This window comes from Paenisporosarcina antarctica (genome assembly GCF_004367585.1).
In the GTDB taxonomy this organism is placed as follows: domain Bacteria; phylum Bacillota; class Bacilli; order Bacillales_A; family Planococcaceae; genus Paenisporosarcina; species Paenisporosarcina antarctica.
Genome location: NZ_CP038015.1, coordinates 3,696,936 through 3,722,958, shown reverse-complemented (window position 1 = coordinate 3,722,958; position 26,023 = coordinate 3,696,936). Strand labels below are relative to the sequence as shown.

Annotated in this window: 28 protein-coding genes and 1 pseudogene; 19 read left to right on the top strand and 10 right to left on the bottom strand. The window is 36.1% G+C overall.

Annotated features, from left to right (window positions below; translation table 11 throughout):
- Nucleotides 1-89: 89 nt before the first annotated feature.
- The 3 genes from E2636_RS19175 to E2636_RS17685 all read right to left on the bottom strand — a co-directional run bounded on the left by E2636_RS19175 (nt 90) and on the right by E2636_RS17685 (nt 880).
- Nucleotides 90-263: a hypothetical protein gene (locus tag E2636_RS19175; RefSeq protein ID WP_166669577.1), complete on the bottom strand. Its 174-nt coding sequence runs from the start codon at nt 261-263 to the stop codon at nt 90-92.
- Between the two features lie 27 nt (nt 264-290).
- On the bottom strand, nt 291-494 hold the full coding sequence (locus E2636_RS17690; protein ID WP_134211601.1) for a hypothetical protein: 204 nt from the start codon (nt 492-494) through the stop codon (nt 291-293).
- Between the two features lie 77 nt (nt 495-571).
- Nucleotides 572-880, bottom strand: a complete 309-nt coding sequence (locus E2636_RS17685; RefSeq protein ID WP_134211600.1) for a YciI family protein — start codon at nt 878-880, stop codon at nt 572-574.
- Between the two features lie 242 nt (nt 881-1,122).
- On the opposite strand from E2636_RS17685, the gene E2636_RS17680 reads away from it, so the two are divergent.
- The 3 genes from E2636_RS17680 (at nt 1,123) to E2636_RS17670 (ending at nt 4,487) form a co-directional block, all read left to right on the top strand.
- On the top strand, nt 1,123-2,247 hold the full coding sequence (locus E2636_RS17680; RefSeq protein ID WP_134211599.1) for a DUF6897 domain-containing protein: 1,125 nt from the start codon (nt 1,123-1,125) through the stop codon (nt 2,245-2,247).
- A 197-nt stretch (nt 2,248-2,444) separates the two neighbouring features.
- Nucleotides 2,445-3,812: an arsenic transporter gene (locus E2636_RS17675; RefSeq protein ID WP_134211598.1), complete on the top strand. Its 1,368-nt coding sequence runs from the start codon at nt 2,445-2,447 to the stop codon at nt 3,810-3,812.
- An 18-nt stretch (nt 3,813-3,830) separates the two neighbouring features.
- Nucleotides 3,831-4,487 (top strand): DUF2642 domain-containing protein, encoded by a 657-nt coding sequence (locus E2636_RS17670; protein WP_134211597.1) that lies wholly within the window; start codon nt 3,831-3,833, stop codon nt 4,485-4,487.
- A 117-nt stretch (nt 4,488-4,604) separates the two neighbouring features.
- Here E2636_RS17670 and E2636_RS17665 read toward each other — a convergent pair whose 3' ends face one another.
- Nucleotides 4,605-5,111, bottom strand: a complete 507-nt coding sequence (locus E2636_RS17665; protein WP_134211596.1) for a hypothetical protein — start codon at nt 5,109-5,111, stop codon at nt 4,605-4,607.
- Nucleotides 5,112-5,399: 288 nt separating this feature from the next.
- Here E2636_RS17665 and E2636_RS17660 point away from each other — a divergent pair, with 288 nt between their 5' ends.
- The 5 genes from E2636_RS17660 to E2636_RS17640 all read left to right on the top strand — a co-directional run bounded on the left by E2636_RS17660 (nt 5,400) and on the right by E2636_RS17640 (nt 8,883).
- Complete coding sequence (locus E2636_RS17660) at nt 5,400-6,350, top strand: TRM11 family SAM-dependent methyltransferase (protein ID WP_134211595.1); 951 nt, start codon at nt 5,400-5,402, stop codon at nt 6,348-6,350.
- Nucleotides 6,351-6,371: 21 nt separating this feature from the next.
- On the top strand, nt 6,372-6,845 hold the full coding sequence (locus E2636_RS17655) for a GNAT family N-acetyltransferase (RefSeq protein ID WP_166669576.1): 474 nt from the start codon (nt 6,372-6,374) through the stop codon (nt 6,843-6,845).
- 25 nt (nt 6,846-6,870) lie between these two features.
- On the top strand, nt 6,871-7,269 hold the full coding sequence (locus E2636_RS17650) for a DUF1761 domain-containing protein (protein WP_134211593.1): 399 nt from the start codon (nt 6,871-6,873) through the stop codon (nt 7,267-7,269).
- 75 nt (nt 7,270-7,344) lie between these two features.
- Nucleotides 7,345-8,457 carry an MFS transporter gene (locus tag E2636_RS17645; RefSeq protein WP_243840790.1) on the top strand — a complete coding sequence of 371 codons (1,113 nt, stop codon included), beginning with the start codon at nt 7,345-7,347 and terminating at the stop codon, nt 8,455-8,457.
- A gap of 108 nt (nt 8,458-8,565) precedes the next feature.
- Complete coding sequence (locus E2636_RS17640; RefSeq protein ID WP_134211591.1) at nt 8,566-8,883, top strand: TFIIB-type zinc ribbon-containing protein; 318 nt, start codon at nt 8,566-8,568, stop codon at nt 8,881-8,883.
- Between the two features lie 65 nt (nt 8,884-8,948).
- Here E2636_RS17640 and E2636_RS19685 read toward each other — a convergent pair.
- The 3 genes and pseudogenes from E2636_RS19685 to E2636_RS17620 all read right to left on the bottom strand — a co-directional run.
- Nucleotides 8,949-9,455, bottom strand: a pseudogene (locus E2636_RS19685) (transposase); the annotation flags it as partial.
- 73 nt (nt 9,456-9,528) lie between these two features.
- Complete coding sequence (locus E2636_RS19680) at nt 9,529-9,729, bottom strand: helix-turn-helix domain-containing protein (RefSeq protein ID WP_134211859.1); 201 nt, start codon at nt 9,727-9,729, stop codon at nt 9,529-9,531.
- A gap of 225 nt (nt 9,730-9,954) precedes the next feature.
- Nucleotides 9,955-10,788: a TetR/AcrR family transcriptional regulator gene (locus E2636_RS17620; RefSeq protein WP_134211588.1), complete on the bottom strand. Its 834-nt coding sequence runs from the start codon at nt 10,786-10,788 to the stop codon at nt 9,955-9,957.
- Between the two features lie 100 nt (nt 10,789-10,888).
- Between E2636_RS17620 and E2636_RS17615 the strand changes: the two genes are divergently transcribed.
- From E2636_RS17615 to E2636_RS17570, 10 genes are all read left to right on the top strand, one after another.
- Nucleotides 10,889-13,972, top strand: a complete 3,084-nt coding sequence (locus E2636_RS17615; RefSeq protein WP_134211587.1) for an efflux RND transporter permease subunit — start codon at nt 10,889-10,891, stop codon at nt 13,970-13,972.
- 528 nt (nt 13,973-14,500) lie between these two features.
- Nucleotides 14,501-15,418, top strand: a complete 918-nt coding sequence (locus E2636_RS17610; protein WP_134211586.1) for a ketopantoate reductase family protein — start codon at nt 14,501-14,503, stop codon at nt 15,416-15,418.
- A 91-nt stretch (nt 15,419-15,509) separates the two neighbouring features.
- Nucleotides 15,510-16,493, top strand: coding sequence for a zinc-binding dehydrogenase (locus E2636_RS17605; RefSeq protein ID WP_134211585.1), 984 nt, complete (start codon nt 15,510-15,512; stop codon nt 16,491-16,493).
- 156 nt (nt 16,494-16,649) lie between these two features.
- The gene (locus tag E2636_RS17600) at nt 16,650-17,279 is read left to right on the top strand and encodes a spore coat protein (protein WP_017381117.1); all 630 of its coding nucleotides are present in this window, start codon (nt 16,650-16,652) and stop codon (nt 17,277-17,279) included.
- Between the two features lie 343 nt (nt 17,280-17,622).
- Nucleotides 17,623-18,531 carry an NAD(P)/FAD-dependent oxidoreductase gene (locus E2636_RS17595; RefSeq protein WP_134211584.1) on the top strand — a complete coding sequence of 303 codons (909 nt, stop codon included), beginning with the start codon at nt 17,623-17,625 and terminating at the stop codon, nt 18,529-18,531.
- A 243-nt stretch (nt 18,532-18,774) separates the two neighbouring features.
- Nucleotides 18,775-19,359, top strand: coding sequence for a 3D domain-containing protein (locus E2636_RS17590; protein ID WP_208324107.1), 585 nt, complete (start codon nt 18,775-18,777; stop codon nt 19,357-19,359).
- A gap of 201 nt (nt 19,360-19,560) precedes the next feature.
- Nucleotides 19,561-20,409, top strand: coding sequence for a MurR/RpiR family transcriptional regulator (locus E2636_RS17585; RefSeq protein ID WP_134211583.1), 849 nt, complete (start codon nt 19,561-19,563; stop codon nt 20,407-20,409).
- 51 nt (nt 20,410-20,460) lie between these two features.
- Complete coding sequence (locus E2636_RS17580; RefSeq protein WP_134211582.1) at nt 20,461-21,294, top strand: transporter substrate-binding domain-containing protein; 834 nt, start codon at nt 20,461-20,463, stop codon at nt 21,292-21,294.
- Between the two features lie 24 nt (nt 21,295-21,318).
- Complete coding sequence (locus tag E2636_RS17575) at nt 21,319-21,981, top strand: amino acid ABC transporter permease (RefSeq protein WP_134211054.1); 663 nt, start codon at nt 21,319-21,321, stop codon at nt 21,979-21,981.
- A 15-nt stretch (nt 21,982-21,996) separates the two neighbouring features.
- Nucleotides 21,997-22,719 carry an amino acid ABC transporter ATP-binding protein gene (locus tag E2636_RS17570; RefSeq protein ID WP_134211581.1) on the top strand — a complete coding sequence of 241 codons (723 nt, stop codon included), beginning with the start codon at nt 21,997-21,999 and terminating at the stop codon, nt 22,717-22,719.
- A 154-nt stretch (nt 22,720-22,873) separates the two neighbouring features.
- Here the strand turns inward: E2636_RS17570 and E2636_RS17565 are convergent, their stop codons facing one another.
- Nucleotides 22,874-23,119 (bottom strand): hypothetical protein, encoded by a 246-nt coding sequence (locus E2636_RS17565; RefSeq protein WP_017381124.1) that lies wholly within the window; start codon nt 23,117-23,119, stop codon nt 22,874-22,876.
- Nucleotides 23,120-23,533: 414 nt separating this feature from the next.
- Between E2636_RS17565 and E2636_RS17560 the strand changes: the two genes are divergently transcribed.
- Nucleotides 23,534-23,803, top strand: coding sequence for an RNA polymerase sigma factor (locus tag E2636_RS17560; RefSeq protein ID WP_134211580.1), 270 nt, complete (start codon nt 23,534-23,536; stop codon nt 23,801-23,803).
- 46 nt (nt 23,804-23,849) lie between these two features.
- On the opposite strand, the gene E2636_RS17555 is transcribed toward E2636_RS17560, so the two are convergent.
- The gene (locus E2636_RS17555; protein WP_166669574.1) at nt 23,850-25,268 is read right to left on the bottom strand and encodes a sensor histidine kinase; all 1,419 of its coding nucleotides are present in this window, start codon (nt 25,266-25,268) and stop codon (nt 23,850-23,852) included.
- Nucleotides 25,252-25,938 carry a response regulator transcription factor gene (locus E2636_RS17550; protein WP_134211578.1) on the bottom strand — a complete coding sequence of 229 codons (687 nt, stop codon included), beginning with the start codon at nt 25,936-25,938 and terminating at the stop codon, nt 25,252-25,254. Before E2636_RS17550 ends, E2636_RS17555 begins: the two co-directional genes overlap by 17 nt.
- Nucleotides 25,939-26,023 lie beyond the last annotated feature (85 nt).

Below are 26,023 nucleotides of genomic sequence, written 5' to 3'. Positions count from 1 at the left end.
TGGTGTAATATATAACCGGCACTCCATCTTTTATAATCGAGGATACCAAAATAACCACCCTTTACATATGTAAAGGGTGGTTATTTTAATCATTTGGATGCATTTTTCTTAGTTGTTTTTTCTGGATTTTCAATTGAGTCAATAACATCATCGTCCAAAACTTCATCATCAAATTTATTATCAATCCACACTTGCACGCCATTTAAGCTGACAATAGTATTTCTAGAATCGGGATACACTTCTTTTTCACGATTCAAGCTCAAAGTAATTCACTCCAATTTGAAGCTAAATTATTTTTTGTTTTTATTGTTTTGATTTGGTGATTTTTCTTTTTGTTTGCCAGTTTTATTGATGATTTCTAAGAATTCACGAGAAAATTCTTCCTTTGCTTTTCCTAGTGTTGAGTCCAAGTCTTTTTGTTGCGTTGAATTATTATTGTTTTTTGATGCATTTTTGTTGCTTTTACTTGTTGGATTATTATTGTTTTTCCCCATCTCTTCGCCTTCTTTCCAAAGTATTTGTTCTTAAAAAGTATGGCTTAAAATAGGTGTTTTCATGTAGAAATTATTTTTCAATTTTTAATCAAGGCAACATGATATGGATATAATGTTGCTTTCATAATTCCCTCTTTAACAGCTGGATCATTTTCCATTAAAGTTAGTGCCTCTTCTTCTGACTCCAATTCTAATATAACAATTCCAAACCCTGTAGGATCCATATTTAAAGTTCTTCCTGCCATAATTAGTTTTCCTTCTATTTGTAAATTCTGCAATGCTTCAAAATGTTGCTGAACAATTTCATTTTCTTTTTCGGTCCAGTTTGATTCATCTAACAATGTAGGAATTAATTTTAATTGGTATAAAAATTGCTTTTTTTCCATAAAAAAACCTCCAGTGACTTATTAATTCTAAGTATTCAACAAGAAGAACAAGATACCTTTTTGCATAAAATTCAAATAATAACCCCGTACTGATAAAAAATTGATTTATTGACCTATGCATTAGACAAATTATAGACATATACATACGATACACTCAATAAAATAATTTGCTTTAATTAAATTTGCATACAGCTTTTTATTTAATTGTAATCAAAGTTAGGAAGAAAGGGGAAAAAACAGCTATGAAAGATGAGTATATATCTTCTTTAGTGGGTAGAGCAGTTCAAGTTTATAAAGGGGGACCCGATTCAAATAATGGAGTTTTATTGGATGTTAACGATGATTATTTAACCTTACAAAAAGAAGATGGTCATATTATTTACTACAAAACGGCACACATTAAAAGTATTCGTGAAAATTCACAGATTCGATTTAATTCTATTTTAAAAGTATACGATACTAACAACTTGCATAAAGCAGCTACGTTTAATGAACTCGTTGTTAATTTCAAAGAACAAACGATACGTATTAATGGGAATGGTCCTGAATCGAAGGTGGGCAAATTAATCGATGTAAAGGAAGACTTTTTTGTCCTTTATACAGAGGAAGATGGATTAATATTTTACAAAGAACAACATATTAAAAGCTTAAGTCATAATTTAACATCTACTAATCAAGTCATTGATAAAGATAATGAAACACTAGTTGATAATTCTTCAAATGAAGATGTAATTCCAGAAGAATTGACTAACACAGTAACTAATATTATGGAAGTTTATAATCAGATTTCTGCAGATAACACAATTAATTTACTAACAAATCTTAAACTTTCTTGGATAAAGATAAATAGAAAAGGTCCTGAAAGTATAGAAGGGTTGTTAGTTGAGGCTAATGAAAACTACCTTGTACTAATTGTGAATAACGAGATTTTTAGAATACCAACATATCATGTGAAAAATTTTAGCGTGAGTATCAATAAATCACAAGAACAGACAAATGAACAAAATACCAATGAAAATTTAGAAGGAAACGAAAACATAAAGACAACAAATGAAACATCAGTTGAAACAAATGATCAAGATTCAATAAACGAAAAAGTAACCTTTGATGAAGAGTTAAATCAAGCGATTAAAAGAAAAAATAAACATATGAAGAAAAAGGCGCGACAACAAAAACAACAATCTAATTCAACGAAAGCTCAATCTCCAGAAAAAAATCCTGAAGGTCAACAAAATACTGAAAAACCCCATAGAGAAGAAAGTACAAATACACGACCAACAAATACTGTAAATAGAAGAAAAAAACAAGGCAGTAATCAACCAAAGAAAAGTCTTGTGGAAAAGTATAGAAAGAACAAAAAAAAATAAAAGGTTGAGTGCAACGAAAAAGTCATTTTCATTCCGATAGAAAGGAGGGAGGGAGGAAATGATTATTTTTTCTTTAATAATGATCTTAGGACTATTTTTTTATAAGTTATTAACTCCATCTGTAGAAAAGCATGTTATACCTTATAATAATCCAAATAAGAGAAAAATGAAATTCCGTATTAATGGGGTAAATTCTAATGCATGAGTACGTAATCATCTATACTTTCACGATATTTGCGCTAACAACACTTTTCATCATGTGGAGACCTTGGGGAATAAATGAATCCATCCCTGCAATCAGTGGAGCAATACTTCTTTTTATAGCAGGTGTTGTTCCTTTTAGTGATATTTTGCAAATTTTTAAACTTGTAAGTGGTCCTTCCATTACCATTATCTCCACAATTATCATGTGTATTGTCTTAGAAAGCATTGGGGTGTTTCGGTGGGCAGCCGTTAATATTGTTAATAAAGCAAAAGGCTCAGGAAAAAAATTATTTATGTACGTTATGTTCCTGTGTTTTTTAATGACTATTTTTTTTAATAATGATGGGAGTATCCTGATTACTACTCCAATTATTATTCATATTGTTTTCTTGCTCCATTTAAAACCACGTCAAAAATTGCCTTATTTATTTGCAGGTGTATTTATTGCCACAGCAGCTAGTTTGCCAATTGGTGTAAGTAATATTGCAAATTTGATTGGTTTAAAAATGGTGGGTTTAGATTTAATTTCTTACACTCGTTTCGCCTTCGTTCCTTCTATGATTGGCATCACTACACTTTGTCTCCTTTTATATCATCTGTTTAAGAAAGACATCCCCAAAAATATAGCCACGATTAATGATTCTTCAATTGAATTTTTAATGTCAAAGCAATCACAAGGAGCGAATTCTCATCCTTTGTCAGGAGAAGCACAAAAACTACAAACGATCAATTGGGCATTGTTTAAAATTTGTATAATTATCGTTGTTTTAATAAGAGGTAGTTACTTTATTCTCCCATCATATGGAGTTCCTATAGAAGTTATAGCCATTACAGGAGCTGTTATTTTAATCGTTATTAGATGGATTAGTATGAAAGTGGGCATTAAGGATGTCGCTATGAAAGCGCCATGGCATATTCTTGTTTTCGCTTTTGGTATGTACGTTACGGTGTATTCATTGAATAACACAGGTATTACGGTGTTTTTTATTAGTCTATTTGAAAGTGTAATTAAGGAGAATTTAGTATTCGCCAGTTTTATTACAGGAATATTCATCAGTGTTCTATCGAATTTGATGAATAATTTACCTTCTGTAATGCTAGGCACTTTAATCATTACAGATATGGGATTGGATATACAAACGCTGCAAGTTTCCTATATCGCCATTATCATTGGTAGTGATATTGGCGCATTACTTTCGCCGTTAGGCACATTAGCTACGTTGTTATGGATGTTTGTTTTAAGAAAAAATGGAATTTATATTACATGGTCGAAATACTTTAAAGTAGCTTTATTGGTTATTCCAATGACGCTTTTCGTTACATTAATTGCTTTTAATCTGTGGCTTCTTTTTATTTTATAAGTTGAAGGAGTTAAATAATTGAATAACCTAAGTTCATATACAGGACAAATATTAGAAATTGAACTAACCTCAAAAAAAAGCATGACCGGAAAGCTTATGGAGATTGGTTCGGATATCATCGTTCTATTCAACGGTCAAAATTACGTTTATTTACCAATGATGCATATCCTTTGTGTAAGAAAAGGAGATTCAACTGAAGACGAATTTATTAACCCGGATTCATCTCCTATTCAAAAAAATGAAGATCTTATTTCATTAAAAAAAATATTAACCAATGCTTCCGAAATATTTGTGGAAATTTTTTTATCAGGAAATCATACTGTTTATGGGTATATCAATCAAATTCAAGATGACTATATTATCTTCTATTCACCAGCCTTCAAAACAATCCATATTCCGATTGTTCATCTTAAATGGCTAATTCCTTATATTAATAAAACCCCTTATCAAATCAAGGCATGCCAATCCCTAAGTAGTTCTGAAGGGATATTCGCTTCAACATTTAAAGAACAATTGAAAACGTTTGTTGGAAAAATAGTCACTTTTGATTTAGGAAAAGATTCACAAAAAATTGGGAAGATTAATAATGCAGAAAATAATTTAGTGGAGTTAATCACAGGGGATGGACAAATTATCTATTTGAATATCGCCCACCTTAAATCTCTCCATGAGTGACAAATATAATTTCAAAAGGTATTCGGTATTATTATTAGAAAGACGAAGAAGCAGTACCCAATAAAGGGTATCTGCTTCTTGTTTTTGGAGAAATTAAATTGGAAACGATAAAGAAGCTTATTTATTGCGTCGATTCGGATTATTTTGTTCAGGCGTCGTATTTTTCTTAATGATTTCCGTAAACTCGCGAGAGAACTCTTCTCGTCTGTTGTTAGGGTTAGTATTTGCATTATTGTTTGCTTGGGGATTCTGAGTATTTTTTTTGCTGTTTAAAGTTTCACTTCCCATTAACTCGCGAGCGAATTCCTCTCGTCTGTTGTTAGGGTTAGTATTTGCATTATTGTTTACTTGAGGTTTCTGAGTATTTTTTTTACTATTTAAAGTATTTTCACTTCCCATTAACTCGCGAGCGAATTCCTCTCGTCTGTTGTTAGGGTTAGTATTTGCATTATTGTTTGCTTGGGGATTCTGAGTACTTTTTTTGTTATTTGAAGTATTTTCACTTCCCATTAACTCTCGAGAGAACTCCTCTTGGTTATTGCTTGGATTAGTTTTTGCAGTTTTAGGCGTTTGAGGTAAAGAATTTTTATTGTTACTTGAAGAATTGTGATTGTCTTTTCCCATGTTTTAAACGTCTCCTTTCAAAATGTGGTGCTAAATAAGTATGGTCATGATAAACAAATTTATGTAAGCTAAAATTTATTTATTAAATCTGAAGGATTCAGTGTGTTAATGTGTTATCGATAGAATTATCTCTTTGCTTATTATTATCGATAATAATTGTTGTTTAAATCGTAAAAGACAAATAAAGAAATTGGTTAGTCTTTAGCGTCATAAGTAGTAGCAATTGTTATACTTACAAGTACTAGTAGTAGTATTAAAATGAAGATTATCTAAAAGGGTGGGAATTAAGTGAATCAAATAGCTCCAACAGGTGAATTTATATATACATACGCTTATACGGATGACGAAGAATCATTATGTCACCTAGAAATGCGTTCGTTTTTTGTAATAGATACACGTTCAAAAATTCTTAAAAGCTCAATCAATATTATTCCAAGCAGAAGTCCATTTATAAAAGAGCGAATTGAAGTTCTGTTTGAAGGTGATGAATTGTCAGATATTTTGAAACAAGTGGAAGTTGTTAAAATGGAATCGACATTTAAAGTTCTATTCGTGAAAATTAATGATTTGGATACAACAAAAAAAATTAACTATCAACAAAAACGAGAAATCGAACGAGAAATCGGCTTGATTATTGAAGGTGAAGCAGATGTTCATCATCCTGATATCACATTCGGTTTAATTCCGTATGAAGGTCGATGGTATTTTGGTAAACACATGAAAAGTGAAGCTATATGGTTGCGTCATTTGAAAAAACCTCGAGAATATTCGACTGCACTTAGTACACGAGTCGCACGAGCTGTAGCAAATATTGCAGTCCCAAATCCTCATGGTATTAAAGCCATTGATCCTTGTTGTGGAATAGGTACTGTTTTAGTTGAAGCACTCTCGATGGGAATTGATATTGTCGGTAGAGATATTAATCCTCTAGTAGTATTGGGCTCACGCGAAAATATCGCGTATTTCGATTTAACTGGAGAAGTAGACCTAGGACCAATCGCTGAGGTATCCACAAACTATGATGCGACAATTATTGATATGCCATACAATCTCTACACGCATGCTACACCAGAAGATCAGCTCTCAATTTTAAAGAATGCCCGACCATTTACAAAAAAGTTAGTATTGGTCACGATTGATAATATTGATCATATGCTTGAAGAAGCAGGCTTTACCATAATAGACAGATGTATTGCCAAAAAAGGAGTATTTTCTAGAGAAGTAGTAGTGTGTCAATGAACTAATAGAGAGGTGATGACTGTGGGAAAGCGTAGAATCAAAATGTCTTGTAAACTCGAGTCTCAGCAAGTTTACAGTAGCTTTCAGTTCAAGCCCATCACGCAACACGACATTACAAAAGTGGCTACTACGATGTTAGAAGCTTATGAAGGTACAGTGGATCAGCAAGAAGAAACGTTGGAGCAAGCTATTCTTGAAGTTGAAAAAATTATTAATAATGGATATGGAGCTTTTATATCTGAAGCATCTTTTTGGATTGAAATGAACGATGAATCTGCAGCTGTGATATGTATAAATCTTTGGAGTGGAACACCATTAATTACGGAGATTTATACAGGGAAAAAATATCTTAATCAGGGAATGGCAAGTTTGTTAATTAGATCAAGCATGAATACCTTATATCAGATGGGTTATGATGTTATTGAACTAAATGTAACTGTGGCAAATGTCAAAGCCATAGATTTATATGAAAAGTTAGGTTTTGTACAAAAATAAACTGAGATAGAAAAGAGGACTATATATGTTAATCGATTGGTACGAATTAAATGTCATCGCTATTATTATAGGTGGCTTGTTGTATATGGTTTATGGAGGTATATACTATTCCGTGAGACTAAGTGGAGATAAACATCCGGATAAGAAACAAAACGAAGCACAGGGGCCAATGAAGTATATTTTTTCTGTGGTCGTGGCATTTATTAGTTCATTTATTATGGCTGTTCTTGTACAAGCAACTGGATCAGAAGGAATCGGTGCAGGTATGCTTATAGGATTTATGGTGGGTGCGGTGATTACCCTCGTGTACATGAAAAATAGATTGTTTGGATTGATGACAAATCAATCATTCATCATTGCATTTGGAGATCATCTTGTCATCTTTACATTGCTTGGTGCATTGCATGGTTTCATGTTGTCTTAAAAAAGCGGAGCATGTTCTGACTAACGCGAGGATGCTTTTTAAAGGTTTTAGAAAGAAGGTAGCCCTTTGATTTTTATGTATATTTTGCTGGTTGTGGCATTTATTGATATGTTTTCGCAGTTACCCGTAATTGCGCCATTTGCTGCTAGTTTGGGAGCTACTCCGATAGTTGTGGGCTCTGTTATCGCTGTTTACTCATTTTCAAATATGTTAGGCAATGTGTTGTCAGGAATTTGGGTAGATAAGTTTGGTTCAAAACGTATTTTAGCTAGCAGTATGATTTTAGCTGGAGTTCTCGTTTTCTTTTATACATATGTTACAAATCCAACCCAACTTATTGCTATTCGATTTTTCCATGGGTTTGCTGCTGGCTTTATCGTGCCTGCTGCATTTGCTGCCATTGGACGAAATGATGATTCCGATTCGAATGGCAAAACAATGTCTCATTCAGGAGCTGCAATAGGAATTGCAGCAATTATTGGTCCTGCATTGGGAGCCATCATTAGTAGTAGATTAGGTATTGAATGGTTATTTTACAGCGTGTCTTTGGCGATGGTTTTAGTAGGGTTAATCTCCTTAGTATTAATTAAGTCACTACCATTGACGAAGAAATCAATCACACAAGAAAATGTGGGATTTTCTTTTATTAAAAATCCGGCTATTCAATTTTCTTATGTCGCTATATTTCTATTGCTTCTTATGCAAGGGTTACTTACGTATGCCATGCCCTTGAAAGTGGAAGAACTCAATTTACAACAAGAAATGACAGGCATTTATTTTAGCGTATTTGGCATTGTGGCTATCCTGTTTTTCGTTCTGCCTTCTAATCGGATTTTCGATCGTTTTAATAATAAAAGGTTGATGTTTACTGGACTGATGTTTATTTCCTTATCCATTTTAGGTCTGGGACTCTCAACTTCCTCAATCGAAATATTTATTGCTATGATTTTTTATGGAATCGGCTTTGCTTTATTGTTTCCTTCCACAAGTACAACCATTATGAAAGATACAAATTCTCAAAATCGAGGGAAAGCTTTCGGTATTTACTATGCTAGTTTTTCATTAGGTGTCATTTCGGGGGCATTTTTAGCGGGACTCCTTGGTACATCTGCAACTTTAATTTTCACAGTAGGAGCGGCTATTGTTTTTGTAAGTAGTATCCTGATGTTATTAGTGGCAAAGAACTAAAGAATCTAAGTTAAATTTCAATAAGGGTTGAATCACATTAACTTTCTAAGTAGCGTGTTATAATTTGAGCGGGATTAGCGTTCAATGAAATCAGAAGGAGTGAGATATTTGAATTGTCCAGTTTGCGATAGCGTTCGAATGAGAGAAGTCGAAAAAGAGAATGTGATGATCGATGTTTGTCCGGATTGTAAAGGTGTTTGGCTTGATCGTGGTGAACTAGAAAAAATCACACAGGGCTTAAGAGAAGACCAAAAATCATATACCCAGTCATACGAAAAAGATGATCGTCAATACCGGGATAATCGAGATAATTCAAGAAATGATAATAATAAAGAGTACGATTCTAAGCATTCCAACAATGGATATCCACCTAAGCACAAGCGAAAAAAATCGATGACCGATATACTTGGGGATTTATTAGGATAAAACTAAAAATTAAAACGAAAAAGACTTGTCTCGTGTTCTGAAACCGAATCGTTAGACCGAAATATTTAAGCAGCTAGTTGACTGGTATGGGGACGGTATTCAACCGGGCTCAACTAGTCAATTTTGCTTTTATGCGTTCATTGTTATAGTACTAAATCTACTTAGTCACTGCTTTCTTCAGCTCTTCTAAAGAGCGATATACTTTCCTGTAATACATTTCCTGTTTCATTATGCTGAAGAAGTTTTCCATAAGCGAATTATCCAGACAGCTTCCTTTTTCGAGACATACTTTGGAATATCCCATTATTTTTTAGCTTCTTTACATAGGACTTCATTTGATACGCCCAACCCTGGTTAGAGAGTAACGTCGTTCGATAGGTGCAGCCTTTAGCTATTTCTATTGCTTCATCCAAGGCGTCCATGATGACTTTTGCGTTTGGTCGTTCTGAGAGCCGGTAGGATAAAATCTCACTATTAAACATATCTAAGAACGGATCTAAATAAGTCTTCTTAATGATTAACTTCCCATTCGCATTCGTCTCGGAATATTTAAATTCGGTTGTACCAGTCGTCTCGGAATATTTATCCCTGAAGCTCGGAGCTTTTTTAAATAGTCTTTTTCCACACGAAGTAATTCTATTTCTTTTATCCCTCGTCAATTTTTTTCTCGTTCTTTATCTTCTTTGGTTTGGTAGACATTGATTGACGCCCCTTTGATTTAGAGAGCCCTTCAACACCTTCATTTTGCCATTTCCTCCACCAATTTATAATTATAGGCGGTTCAGTAATGCCAAATTTTCTAGCCATTTCATCAAGGGAATCTCTTGTTCTTACCTTATACTTCAGGACATCTAATTTATTGTATTTGCCTTTTTAGTACCCAAGCCCTGTTCCCCAAATTCTTGAAATCTACTGAACCATTTTCTTATATTCGTTTTACTTGAAACTCCACAAAAAACACCCCGAAAGTTAGAATTGTTGGTCTAACTTTCGGGGCGTAGAACATCGTGATAAGTCTTTTTCTTATGTCGATAACATAGATTTCAAGTAGTATTCCACCGAAATCAGCTATTAGAATTCATAATAACTACGCAGTAAATAAGAAATCCATTTGCAATGAGAATGATTCCGAATGTTCTCTAATAATCCTTTTACAATAGCTGGACTTAAAGTTGGTTCTAGCAGATGTTGCCTTAACAGAACTAAAGATTCTTTTTCGATAGACTCTTCAATTTCCATAATTTTTTGGTCCATGATGTCGAGAATTTGTTCTTTCGTCATTTCTTCCTGCGTCAGTTGCTTGCCCAAATGAATCAAGTCCTGAGAAATGAATGGGATAGTTGTATGTTTAGCAAGCAAGTTTGTTTTTTCCACTAGCGATCTGGATAGCAAATTTAAATCCACTGGTATCTTCTGAAATAAAAATAATTGTGAATAGATACTGATAAAGCCTTTAATGCAATAGACAAGATCGTATTTTATCAAATCGACAACCTCGCCGTAAACGCGGTCAATCATAGACAAAATCGACTTCTCGAACAACTTGTCATAGGTTTGCATCTTAACGATGAACTCCTTATTCAATGTGTGGCTTTGCTCTTTCATCAAAACTTTTGTGAAATCAGAGTGTTTTTGGAAGGAATTGAACGTTGAGAAATAAAACTCATAGACCAGTTTTTCCTCAACTTTTGTGTTTTTGACTATATAGTCAGCATCGGCGGTGAATTGCATCATGAAGTGGTCGATCAACGCTATTATCAATTCATCCTTAGACTTAAAAGATAAGTAAAAAGCCCCTTTAGAAATACCACAATATTCCGTTATTTGTTGAATAGAAGTTGCTTCAAAACCTTGTTTTGCAAATAGTTCCAATGATTTTTCCATAATTAGTTGTTTTTTATTCATTTTATTTTTATCGCTCCTAGTTCATATTGTTGACAATTGACCAGTTGGTCATTATTATAAAAAAAGTAAATAGAAAAGTCAATTAGGGGTAGGTGTAAGCGTGAAAGGTTTAGTTAATTTTGTACTTCAAAATAAACTGGCAGTATGGTTACTGACTATTATTATCACCGTAACTGGTATTTATTCGGGTACAAGAATGAACATGGAAACAATTCCAGATATTTCGATTCCTTACTTAATGGTAATGGACGTATATCCTGGCGCAACTCCAGAGAAGGTAATGGAAGAAGTTTCTATGCCTTTGGAAAAAGTCGTAGAAAACCTTGAAGGCGTGAAATCCGTATTTTCGAATTCGTATTCAAATATGGCAAATCTTCAAGTGGAATATGAGTATGGTGTAGATATGGACGAGGCGAATCGTGCTTTGAAATCTGCACTGGAAGCGGTAACTTTACCTGAAGGGGCTCAAGAGCCGACCGTTACGGCAATCAGCATGAATATGATGCCGGTGGCTGCGTTGAGTATTTCTAGTGCGAATGAAGATATTGTTGAATTAACGTCAACAGTAGAAGAAATCATACTTCCAAAAATCGAAAAGATTGATGGAATAGCTTCAGCAACAATTACAGGTCAACATATTAATGAAGTACAACTAACTTACGATGAAACTAAACTGGCTGAACTGGGCTTAACGGAAGACTCTGTTAAACAAGTGATTCAGGCAAGTGACCTTGCAGTTTCTTTGGGTCTTTATGAGTTTGAAGAAGGTGAAGAAGCCGTTGCGGTAGACGGCAAGTTTATGACAGCCGATGAATTGAAGGAAATGCTTATTCCATTGACTCCTTCGGAAAAAAACACATCACCATTTGTGAAACTGAGCGAGATCGCTAAGATTGAAGAAGTTGGGAAAGTTCAATCGATTTCACGTACAAATGGTAAAGAAGCCATTGCAATTCAAATTGTTAAAGGGCAACAAGCTAATACAGTTGATGTCGTGAACGCTGTGAAAGAGTTAATTGAAGAAGAAGAGGCAAGTATCGATGGTCTCGTTATTGAGGTATCACTTGACCAAGGTGCGCCGATTGAAAAATCGGTTACAACAATGATTGAAAAGGCGTTGTTCGGAGGATTGATAGCTGTATTGATCATCCTTTTATTCTTGCGTGATTTTAAATCAACCATCATTTCGATCGTCTCAATTCCAGTTTCGATTTTCATGGCATTAATGGTGTTGAACTGGATGGATATTACGCTCAATATCATGACGCTAGGAGCAATAACTGTCGCCATAGGTCGTGTTATTGATGACTCGATTGTCGTCGTTGAAAATATTTATCGTCGATTACATCTAAAAGATGAGAAGTTGACTGGTCGTGCACTTGTTCGTGAAGCGACAATCGAAATGTTCAAACCAATCCTTTCATCAACATTGGTAACGGTGGCGGTGTTCGCACCACTTATCTTCGTAGGCGGAATGGTTGGCGAGCTGTTCTTGCCATTCGCATTAACCATGACGTTTGCGCTTGTCGCTTCATTGATTGTAGCGATTACGATCGTTCCCGCATTATCCCACTTCTTGTTCAAGAAGAAGTTATATAGTGAAAAGACTGCTAGCAGTCATAAAGAGACTGGGAAATTATCAAACTGGTATAAAGGAATCCTTGGATGGACGCTTAACCACAAAATTATTACATCAATCATTTCTATTGCTCTATTAGCAGGAAGCATAGCATTGACGCCGTTGATTGGTTTTAGTTTCCTAGGCAGTGAAGAAGAAAAAGTGATGTACTTGACTTACACTCCTGAAGCCGGCGAGCTAATGGATGATACTTTAGAAAACATTACAGCTATTGAAGAAAAAATGCTGAATCGTGAAGATATTGATATTGTTCAATTATCCCTAAGCGAAGGCGGCGATCAAATGTCCGCGATGATGGGTGGTGGTGGAGGAGGTGCATTAATGTACCTTATCTTCAATCCTGAAATGGATGACTTCCCTAAAGCTCGCGAAGAAATTGAAGAATATGTCTTCAACATTGAACAATCTGGCGAATGGAATAGTCAGAACTTCACGTCCATGTCGATGTCTACAAATGAAGTTAGCTACACTTTCAACGGTGCGGATTTAGATAAACTGAATGAAGCTGTTGTTATGGTAGAAGATGTCCTGAAAGAAAACGATGGATTGGAAGAAGTTTCTTCAAGTGCAGAAGATGCATATGTTGAACATACGTTCAAAGTAGAACAAGATGAATTATTGCAGTATGGATTAACGACGGGCCAAATTGTCATGATGTTAAGTCCAAAAACAACACAGGAAGTATTGACAACCGTTGAAAAAGACGGGAGTTCACTAGATGTAATCGTTAAGCAGGAAAAAGCTGCTCAACCTAAATCAATTGATGAAATCCTGGCAACTGAAGTACCGACTGCGCTTGGTACAACAGTGCCACTTTCAGAAATTGTAACAGTTGAAACAGGCACAACGATGAACACCCTTGCACGGAGTAAAGGTGAATACTATGCAACCGTTTCAGGAGCAATTCTTGGCGATGATATTACAAAAGCGACATCTGAAGTGGATGAAGCAATAGATAAATTAGATTTACCTAAAGGAGTTACAGTAGCGGTTGCAGGTGCTGCAGCTGATATGACTGAAACATTCACACAACTTGGTTTAGCCATGATGGCGGCAATTGCTATCGTGTACTTCATCCTCGTTGTAACATTCCGTGAAGGTGTTGCACCATTCGCGATTCTGTTCTCATTACCGTTTGCAGTAATCGGTTCATTTGTCGGTCTGTGGATTGCTGGTGAAACAATTTCTGTATCGGTCATGATGGGGTTATTAATGTTAATTGGTATCGTTGTGACGAACGCCATTGTACTTGTCGACCGCATTATTCATATGGAACGAGCAGGTATGACGATGCGCGAAGCGATTCTAGAAGCAGGAGCTACACGCCTACGTCCAATCCTAATGACGGCATTGGCAACAATCGGTGCATTAATTCCATTAGCAGTTGGTTCAGGTGGTGGCGGTTTAATCTCGAAAGGTCTTGGTATTACAGTAATAGGCGGTTTAGCAAGTTCAACATTATTAACGTTAATTGCTGTACCAATCGTTTATGAAGTATTATCGAAGATATTCAAGAAAAATCGTAGTGAAGTAGAAGAGAACTAATCTAGAAGCCCTACAAGGTGATACGTCTCCTTGTAGGGCCTTTTTGTATTAGAATCTGAAATTTTATATGTAACTTTAACGTATTGTTAGAAACAAAAGTATAGTAAAATAGAATAATTTTCTGAATAGTGTAGTATAAAAGAGGTAGTAAATTGTGTGAATTTCAAAAATGCATTTTGTTTAATACATGTATATTTGAAGGGAATTCTTATGGATTTTGATTGAAGTGAAAGGTGCCGAGACAAACATGCCCTCCTGTGGTTACTCGTTGCAAAGATATTCAGTTCATCAATATCTTTCCAGCGGGAAAATGATTCCCAGGAGTGATCCACAGAATGCTTCTGCCTGTTTCTGTTTCTGCATCGCTTTGCTAGCTTCGAAACATGAAAGTGCGCTGCATCGCTACGCTTGCTTCGAAACTGTAACGGAAATCGACAAAATCTTTGTTTTTATCCAGTTTGATGAATTATGTGATTGACCCAATTAGTAGTTATACAAGACATAAAAACAGAAAAGAGGATTTAATCTATGAAAATTCTTGTGGTTGGTGCAGGTGCAATCGGTGGTTATTTTGGAGGAAGGCTTATTGAAAAAGGGGAAGATGTTACGTTTCTGGTTAGAGAGAATAGAAAAAAACAACTAGAAAAAACAGGTTTAAAAATAGAGAGTGTTAACGGAAACATTGAATTATCTCCTCGTTTACTACTGGCTGGTGAAACTGAGGAAAAGTTCGATGTGATTATGATTTCAACGAAGTCGTATCAATTAACTGCGGCAATTGATGATATTCGCCTTCATTTAAAAGATGACGGAATCATTTTACCTCTATTAAATGGTATTTCACATATGGATGAGCTGGTTAAGGCTTTCGGTGAAGATATGGTAATTGGTGGTCTGTGCTTTATAGAGTCAACGCTAAATGAATTTGGGACAATCGTACAAACAAGTCCGATTCATCAGCTAGTATACGGCGAAAGAACAGGAGAAAGAAGCCCTCGTATAGAACGTTTAAAATACGTATTTGAAGAGTCAAAAGCTGAATTTGTTTTAAGTGATAACATTAATCAAGATATGTGGCATAAATATTTATTCATCACGACTATGTCAGGGATTACGTCGTTAATGGAGTCTTCAATCGGACCCATACGGAATTTAGAATCAGGCCAACGAATCATTTCAGCCTTATTAAATGAAATTGTATTAATAATGAAGAAAATTAATGCACCGATTAAGGACGACATTGCTGACATTCAATTGAAACGAATGAATGGATTGAATGAAGGCATGAAATCTTCGATGCAGCGAGATATCGAAAAATCATTGCCAATAGAAGTAGAGCATCTACAAGGGTATTTGCTTGAAAAAGCTAAAAATCATAATCTTGACGTTCCAATATTAGAAACCATTTATACAAAACTAACCCTGTATGAGGAGTTTCGGAAGTAAAGACATGTATATACAATCGTGATTTTAGTATATGTTACTCTTATCTATTAAACTCTATAAATTCAAGTTAATGTCAGAAAGGATGATAGTCATGAAAGCATTTGTACATGAACTAGGAGAACTTAAGCTAAAAGAAATGGATGAACCAACCGCACAAGAAGGACAAGTAGTAGTGTCAATTAAAGTTGCTGGCTTAAATCGACGTGATTTAATTATTCCGAATCGTCTTGGAGACGAAGGACAAGCACTAATACTCGGTTCAGATGGTGCAGGGGTAATTGATTCGATAGGAGAAAGTGTCGAGGGTTTTTCTGTTGGAGATGAAGTTATGATTAATCCAGCTCTCCGTTGGTACGATAATAGTGATGCTCCACCAGCGGGTTTCGATATTTTAGGAATGCCGGATAACGGGACATTTGCAGAAAAAGTCGTTATTTCTGCTGAACAAGTGGAGAAAAAACCTGAACACTTATCGTGGGAAGAAGCAGGTGTAGTTGCTTTGTCAGGCCTAACTGGCTATCGTGCCTTGTTTACAAAGGGGAATGTTAAGAAAGGAGATACAGTTTTTATTCCCGCCGCAGGTAGTGGCGTATCGAGTTTTCTTATCCAATTTGCAAAAAACATTGGAGCCAAAGTAATTGTAACTTCTAGAAGTGAAGAAAAGCGCAAAAGGGCTTTAGAATTAGGTGCAGATATCGCGCTTGACACAAATGGCGACTGGGAGAAAGAGTTAGCAGATGAAACCATCGATCTCATTATTGAAAGTGTGGGAAGAGCCACATTCAATCGCTCATTAAATGTTCTTAAAAAAGGTGGCCGAATCGTAATTTTTGGTGCGACGACGGAAGATACGGTAGATTTTGACTTGCGTAAGTTTTTCTATGGACAATATCAGCTATTCGGATCTACCATGGGCAGTAGAGAAGAGCTCCGAGCTATGTTAGCGCATATGGAAGAGTTTAAAATGCAACCTGTAGTAGATCACACATTCATATTTGATCAAGCTCAAGAGGCAATAGATTATCTTAAAGAAGGAAAGCAGTTTGGGAAGATTGCTCTTCAAATAAATAAATAAATAAATGAATACTAAGATTCGTTTTTAATTTTTAAAAGTGTGTAGAGATGCAGAGGAAACCTGCTTCTCTGCCCACTTTTTTTTGAATAGCACTTTATATATTGGCACACACTATATTTGTTACACATAAAAATGAAAATTGGAGGAAAATAAAAAATGACACAAAACCAACAAGGTCAAATGAGCGAAAATATGCAGGCTGGTCCTGTAACACCAGAAATGAATCACGGAGGTCATGAACTTTTTGATGTTCAAGAATTATTGTCGGGTGCAGTTGCAGGATTAAACCAATGCGTCTTGTTGCGCCCACATATTCAAGATCAAGAACTATTAACGATGTTGGATAACCAGTTCCAATTTATGCAAGAAGAATACAACATTATCGTTGATTGTTTTAAAACAGGGCAAGATCCTTTCAAACCCACTCAATCATATAAGATGTCACAAAATAACGATTTTATTTATGGAATTAAACCAACACAACCGAAAAAGCCAATTCAGTCAGCTAACGAATTAACGGATGAGATTATTTCAGGTTTTTTGCTTGGTGTTCATAAGACTAGTGCATCTTTAAAAGCAATGGTAGCCCTTGAAACGACAAATCCAGTGGTTCGTAGAGTGATTGCGGATTCAGTTCCGAACTGTATCGAAATGGCATACGAAGTTTCCATTTATCAAAACAAACACCAATATTACCAAGTGCCTCAACTTGCCAAACAAGATATGATGGCCATTGTAAACTCTTTTGCACCATCTCAAATTAAACCAGGTACCATGCCCAACTAATAGTAAATATCATAAATAAGGGAATACATTTTCTTAGGTCTCAAATTGTATAACTAACCATTCATGAACCTCATGTCTCTTTATTTTAAAGTGGCAGGAGGTTCATGTTTTTTGGTTATTCAATTAGCGATACCTTACTACTTGGAGTTGTTATGTCTAGCTCCAAGCGTGAGATTACACCTAAGCTTCAGCCCTCGTAATGAGCTAGACCGCGCTTGCTGCTTTTCTTACGAAAAAACTTCCGTTTGAATGAGTATAAAGAAGGAGAGAGTATTTATATAAAGGAAAGAGACACAGAAAAGTTTCTACATAGTAGTCAAAATAAAAAGTTGGAGGAAGTTGCATGAAAGATTGTACAATCGTTGGTGGTGGTCCAGCTGGGTTAAATGCAGCGTTAGTATTAGGGCGAGCGAGAAGACGTGTGATTTTGGTTGATAGCAATAATGCGCGTAATAAAGTGACGTTTGCTTCACACGGATTCCTGACACGAGACGGAGTAAAACCAGCCGAACTTCGAGAGTTGGCTCATCAAGAGTTCACTAGATACCCAATGATTGAAACACTGGAAGATAAAGTAGTCGAAATTGCTAAAGTGGATGAAGGATTTTTGATTAAAACGCAAAGAGGCCAACAATGGAAGTCGCGAAAAGTAATTCTTGCAACAGGTGTATATGAAAAATTCCCTAATATCCCAAACTTAAGCGACTTCTATGGAAACAGTATATTCAACTGTCCTTATTGCGATGGATGGGAACTACGAGATAAGCCCCTAGCTTTATTTGGGATCGTAGACTATACGCTCCATATGTCGAAAGTGCTACTTAATTGGTCAAAGGATATTGTCATTTTTACAAATGGACAAAAACTTACCAAGAGCCAAGTAAAACAAATTGAGAAAACTGAGTTGAGAGTGGAAACGAGTCCGGTACATCTTCTTATTGGGAAAAAGGGAATGCTAGAAAAAGTTGAACTTGTTAACGGAACAGTAATAGAGCGAGCGGGTGGGTTTGCCACGCCAGAACTTTTCCAAACGACCAAACTTGGTACACTTCTGGGTATTAAATTAAACGATACGGGTGGACATCATTCAGATGAAGTGGGAAACACGAAAATAACAGGATTTTTTGTTGCAGGTGAGGCATCAAATGTCTATCCATCCCAATTAATTATCGCTGCCGCAAGTGGAGTGAAGACAGCAATGGCTGTCAATGTTGAATTAACCCATGACGGTATATTAGGTAGTGAAGATTAATGCGAAAAGTGACATTGCCTCAGTTAAATGAGTGTCTATATGATTCCTAACACCCTCTATATCTCGTTTTTTGCTGTGAGAAATTCGTCATAAAAATATTGTCGAAATAAAATTCTACAAATTATGTGGTATTAGTAATATATAAACCTCAAATTGTAATGAAGTGTCTTATGTTTTGTCACAAGACTGTAATGTTGATATGTTATTTTATTCCTACAAATGAGAATTAAAGGAGAAAATAACTTGAAAAAATTTAGTTTTGTAATAAGTTTTGTACTAATGTTCCTCGTCGCATTTGCCAATGATTCGGAGGCTGCAGCTTCTGTCCACACAGTTAAAAAAGGTGATACTTTATATAAAATTTCTATAAAGCACAAAGTTTCGGTTAATAGTATAAAATCATATAATAATTTGAAATCAAACTTAATTATACCAAATCAAAAGTTGAATTTAAAATCAAAAGTAGTAGCTAAAAAATCAACACCAGTTAAAAAAGTAGCGAAAAAATCAACACCTTCTCGATCAAATACTAAGGTTGCCAAAGAATTTATGGTCTCAGCGACAGCGTACACAGCTTTTTGTAAAGGATGTTCAGGAATAACGAAGACAGGAATTAATTTAAGAAAAAATCCACACTTAAAAGTTATTGCCGTTGATCCAAAAGTGATTAAACTTGGTACTAAAGTACATGTAGCAGGTTACGGGTATGCTATCGCCGGAGATACTGGGAGTGCAATTAAAGGAAATAAAATTGATTTGTTTATTCCAAACCGCACAAGCGCTCTAAAATGGGGACGCAAAACGGTGAAAATTAAAATCTTAAAATAACTAATAAACGAAAACCTACTTGCCAAATTGTGGCGAGTAGGTTTTTTTGATGTGAAAATTTTTGGGACCACTCTACTTTTAATTACAATCCATTTTTTTCATAAATTATTACAACGATGTAATAATAACTTGCAGGAAAACCTGCATAGGGTTACAATTAAGTAGTCAAACAGTTCGGATATGTGTTTCGGAGGTAATTTAATGAAGGTATTACTGCATAAAATTGAAAATTCCTATAATGATTTTTCTGCAGGACAAAAGAGGATTGCGGATTTGTTTAAAGAAAATCAAATCGTGTTAGCATTTTCTTCGGCTCTTGAAATTGGGAAAAAAGTAGGTGTCAGTGAATCAACCGTTATTAGGTGGGCACAGAAACTGGGGTTTAAAGGGTTTTCAGAATTTCAGCATGTCATTCAAAAAAAACTTGCAAAGCAACGTATTGAACAGGTAGCAGATGAAGATACAACGGAATATACGTCACAATCCATTGTGAAAAATTTGCTTGATGCAGATATTAAGAGCATTTCGCATTTGAAGGAAACCATGCAAGAAGAGCAGTTGCTTCAAGTTGTGGATTTGATTAGCTCAGCTAAGAAAATATATGTGACAAGCAACTTTTTCGATTACGGTTTAGCCTATTCGTTTACGCATTGGATGAACATGGTACTCGATCACACAGAACTGTTAATGCAGGGAGATGTGCAATACTATTTCCAACTATCTAAATTAACAGCAGATGATGTGGTCATTGCTTTTGCCTTTCCACGGTATACGAAAAATGTAATGGAAACATTGCAAACAGCAAAAGAACAAGGTGCAACGGTTATCGTTATCACTGATAAGAAAGAAGCCCCAGTCACCCAATATGGGGATGAAGTATTATTTGTACCAGTTACGACGAATTTAAGTATTGATTCCTACACAGCTGTTCATGCGTTAATAACTTCAGTCATGCGATTCATTTATGTGAAAGAACATGAGAAAGTAAAGCAAAATTTAGCGCGCGTTGAAGACATGTATGAACGGAAAGCTATTTTTACATCTAAATGAAACGACCGAACTGATGACAACTAAAACTAAACGTATAAGGGGAGATTCATTATGAAAAAGAAGTTCTCATTTTTAACTGCAGTCGCTGCTACAGCTATGTTAATCGCAGGTTGCGGAAGTGATAAAGAAGAAACGACAGATAGCGCTGGGTCAGGCGAAGAGTCAGGATATAACTTAAAAGAAGATGGCAAGTTAACATACGCTTCAAGTGGTTTATACAAACCATTTAACTATGAAGAAGCTGGTGAACTTACTGGTTTTGACGTGGAAATCGGCGCAGCTATTGCCGAAAAAATGGGCTTAGAACCAAATCCAATCACAACCCCATGGGAAACCATTACACAATCTCTACTGGCTAGTAATTTTGATGTCATTATTGGATCAATGGCCATTACAGCTGAACGTGCAGAACGCGTAAACTTCTCAGATCCTTACTACTACTCGGGTGGGATGATTTTCGTGCCAGAAGGTAGTGATGAAATCACTTCTGCAGAAGATTTAGAAGGTAAACGAATCGGTGTTGTTGCACAAAGTACGTACGATACTGCGGCAAAAGGATATACGGATGATGTTAAGTACTATAATAGTGATGTTGTGGCGTTAAATGATTTAACGGTTGAAGGCCGATTAGATGCCGTCATTACAGCGGACGTAGTTGGTTTTGAAGCCATTGCAGCTGGGTTGGAAATTAAAGATGTAGGCGAACCATTGTGGATTGAACAAGCGGCAGTGGCTTTACGTAAAGAAGATAAGGAATTATTAGAAGGTATTAATAAAGCGATTGAAGAAATAGTGGCAGATGGCACATATGAAGAAATCTCAAACAAATGGTTCGAACGTAATCTTCTTGATGTTGATTTAGAAGGTATTGACATTCTGAATTAATTTGGAAGAGAAAGGGAGATTACTATGGAACTTTTAAAAACGGTAGTTGAAGTCTTTTTGCGAACGTATCCAGGTTTCCTAGAAGCGACACTCACCACCTTGCAAATTACGGCTGTCGCTCTCGTTTTAGGTACATCTCTCGGGTTAATCTTTGCACTAATGAAAATTTCACGCTCCAAAATACTACAAACAATTGCTAATTTATACATTACGATTATTCGAGGTACACCGTTAATTGTCCAAATTATGTTTTTATATTTTGGGATTACGACACTCATCGTCCTCTCGGGTTTCTGGGCAGGAGCGATTGCACTCGGTATTCATAACGGGGCATACATCGCGGAGATTTTCCGTGGAGCTATACAAGGGATTGATAAAGGGCAGCGTGAAGCGAGTAGCTCACTAGGAATGACAAGAACGCAAAGTATGCGTCGTATTGTTTTCCCGCAAGCTTTAAAACGCTCGATTCCGCCGCTTGGTAATCAGTTTATTATTACATTGAAAGATTCATCTTTAGTTTATATTATTGGGGTGTCAGAGTTATTCTCCATCGCAAACCGTGAAGCAGCGCAGTCATTCCAATCATTAGAAACGTATTTAGTGGTCGGGGTGTATTATTTAGTGCTCGTGATGATCTTCACCTATTTATTGAAACTGTATGAAAACAAACTAAATGTCGACAAATAAGAAGGAGGGACGCATATGTTAAAAGGGACGAATATTCATAAATCGTTTGGCGATTTAGAAGTATTAAAAGGCATTGATCTCGAAGTCGCTCCTTCTGAAGTGGTCGTTCTGGTCGGGGTTAGTGGGTCAGGTAAAAGTACATTGCTTAGATGCTTTAACTTTTTAGAACGTATTAATGAAGGAACCATCGAAATTGATGGACACTTAGTCAACCCAAAGAATGATAAGCTCTCAAAAATTCGAGCTGAAGTAGGAATGGTGTTCCAACACTTTAACTTATTCCCACATATGACGGTATTAGAAAATGTCATAGAAGCGCCGATGATTGTGAAGAAGATGAAGAAAGCCGATGCCATTACCTTGGCGAAACAGCTGCTTGAAAAAGTCGGATTGTCTGATAAAGCAGATGTGTATCCGAGTAAACTATCAGGTGGACAAAAACAGCGTGTTGCCATCGCCCGCTCACTCGCGATGGAACCAAAAGTATTATTATTCGATGAACCCACGTCAGCACTCGACCCGGAATTAGTGGGAGAAGTGTTGGCAGTTATGCAGCAATTAGCGCAAGAAGGCATGACCATGATCGTCGTGACGCATGAAATGAAGTTCGCACGTAATGTAGCTAATCGCATCATTATGCTGGATGAAGGACGTATCATTGAGTCCGCTGATCCAGAGACATTCTTTGGAAATCCAACGCACGAACGAACAAGACAATTCATTCAGTTAGTCGATTAAATAGGAAAACCCCGATTGTCAGGAGAAAACTGGCAATCGGGGTTTTTTCAATTAATGGAGAACCGCATCATTTTTAGTGAAAATATCATAATATAAGGAGAGAGGTTAGAAAGTCGTGGGGAATTCGTTCAAAAAGGTAAATCCAATAGGACTTTTATCGACGGCCATAACCATAAGGAGGCATTCCAGGTATTTGGTTTGGAGGAACGACAACCGTTTCATTAATCTCTCTATAGTAAGTTTTTGGTACGTCGACAATATGTTGTCTAGTTACATTAATCAAAGGTTGAATATGAGGAACTTCTCTCTCGATAAAGGTGTCTCTAAAACGGCATAAAGGCGGGCACACAATTGGTTGAACTGCGGGATTTCCACAGTGAGGTCGCATATGACGATACATAATGATTTCACCTCCATTCAATCTATATCTATTAATAAATGCACTAATAGAGGTTTTGGAAACGGCGGACTCATCAATAAGCACAGAATATGGTAGTAAACTAACAGGGAATATGTACTGACACACTAAAAATTATTCCGTTAACAAGTATGTTTTTTCGATTGATCGGAGTTTATTAACGTCTTTTCTTTGTATCGATTTCAATATGTCTAATATTTATCGTTAGAATCAGGTTTTTTTACAATAAAGCAGAAGAAAAGATGATCATATTTAAAATAAATGATGAGCGAAAAGCACTTGAAGTATCTACCATTCAAGTGCTTTTTATAATATTTCAAATAATAAACTAATTAGCACATTGAAATGTTTCGTAATAAGTTTGTGGGGTAATTTTAGGGAAAGGAGCGTGACAAGATGACTACAGATGAGCGTTTAATTATCAGACTTTCTAACCAGGAACAACAGTCTTTGGTGGATTTATATGACCGTTATTCTCAACTATTATGGAAAATTTCGTACCGCGCTGTTGCTGATGATGCCATCTGTGAGCAAATTTTACGCCAAGTGTTTCAAGATGTGTGGGCGAGACCACATGACTTTAATATTGGGAAAAAGTTATCCATTCTGTTAGTTGAGTGTTGCCAATCAAAAATCAGATTACTTACGATGCAAAAGTCCTCTTAAAATGAGCTACCTACTTCCACGGAAATTTATCTAAAGCCGCTTTCTACTATTTTTTAGGTAAAGTTAAACTGAAAATAGAGCCTTTGTTTGAGCTTTCAACTAATCGTAAATCTCCACCATGTGCAAGAGCAATCATGCGAGAGTAAGAGAGCCCTAATCCAAGTCCCCGAATTTGTAACTTCTTATCGTTCCCTCGATAAAAGCGTTCGAAAATAAAGGGGTGTTCGTCTTGAGGAATGCCCGAACCATTATCTTGTAATTGAATCTCAACACTGTGTTCATTATTAATAAAATTTACCTTGATTTGTCCATCAGCTTTTATGGCATGACGAGCGTTTTGAGCCAAGTTGATAAGGATTTGTTCTACTTTTATCGGATCAATGGATGCTTCGAGTTCATTTAATGGATTTTTAATGTCAATGGTCATATCAATGTCTGTCACTGTTGTTTGCCATTGCTTCATTATTTCAGAAACAAAAGGAAATAACTGTGTTTTCGTCGGATAGATAGGAATTCCACCCGCAGCGAATGAGTTGAAATCTAGAAGGGAGTCAATCATGTGCTGTAGACGTTGTGTTTCCTTTAAGGATATCTCGATAAATTCCTTCGCCTCATCTCCAGTGACGACTTCCTCGTTTACAGCTTGTAACAAACCACTAATAGAAGTGACAGGTGTTTTCAAATCATGAGATACACCCGCTAGCAACTCAGACCTTAATTCTTCTAAGTGTGAGAGACGAGAAGACATGGTTTTAAATGCGTCGACTAAATCACTTATTTCTTCTTCTTTAATTTCCTTACTTGAAGGTAAAGAAATTTCATAAGAGCCTCGTTCAATTTGTTGAGCGGCAAAAGCAACCCTTCTAATGGGTTTTGCTAATTGTTTAGCTAAATAAAAAATGACTCCGTAGCCAAGTAATCCAATTGAAGCCAGCATGATAAAGAGTAATCGATATTCTTGATTCGTGTTTAGTAAATCTTGCTTTCGTTGAATCATGACGATATATCCGGTAGTTTCTGAATCGTCTAAAATAGGCGCACTGACTGCGTAGGCGACTTCTCCATTAAGTTCAAACTTCACTTCAGTTTTTTCGAAAATATAAGTAGGGATCATTTTAGTATCGGTTTCATTACGTCGTCCAGGACCTTGTTGATGAAAAAGAACTGTGCCATCGGAATTAACAACATAAGTTAAAGGTCGCGTTTCAATAGGAAATGCCTCACCACGTCGTTCTAGAATAGATAAAAAACGAGGATCATCATTAAAATTCCCGCTATCCGAAACCGCTCGATCGGCCATTTCATTGACCACAATTCGGGTTAAATCTAAGTTGTGTGATAGAGTGGTTTGGCGAATCCATAAAACAGCTAAAAACCCGATAATAAAAAGACCGAAAATTAATGTAACGAGGTATCGAGAAGTCCAATAAGTTTGAATGGATGGTCTCTTAATTGGTTTCGACATGAAATTCATACCCCATCCCTCGAATTGTACGAATCTCGCCTTCAGACTTTGGCCACTTTTTCAAGACATGCCGTATGCGTTTAACGGCTAAATCCACCGCGCGGTCACTACCGTAGTAATTCATTCCCCAGACATGTTCCAGTAATTGTTCACGCGTAAAAATTTGATTCGGGTGTTTAGCTAAAAACAACAACAGTGCACGGTCTTTAGGTGTTAATGGAACTTCTACATTATGTAAAAATATTTGGCGCTCTTTTTGATGTATTCGTAATTTGCCAAAATGACGAGCATCAATTTCATCAAGTAATCTAGTGGGTCTTCGAAGGACTGCTTGAATTCGTGCAACGACTTCTTCTGCAACAAAAGGTTTTGACATATAATCGTCCGCACCGTTTTGAAGACCACGAAGACGATCAGGGACGTCTCCAAGAGCGGTCAACATGATAATGGGGCAAGGAGAATGAGCGCGAATTGTTTGTAGAAATTCCCATCCTGTTCCGTCAGGCAGCATAACATCAAGCAACACTAAATCAATCGCTTCACTGGTGAAAATGAGCGAGGCTTGTTGAATCGTAAAGGCTTGACTCACAGCAAATCCATGCTTTTCTAAATATGCACGCAGAACCCGAGAAATGGGTATTTCATCTTCAACAATTAAAATTCGCTTCATTCCGTTCACCTCTTTTTTGGTTGTAATCTTACTTCTTATATAAGTATAAAAGAAGGGACTCGAAATGGATACATTCGAGTCCCTT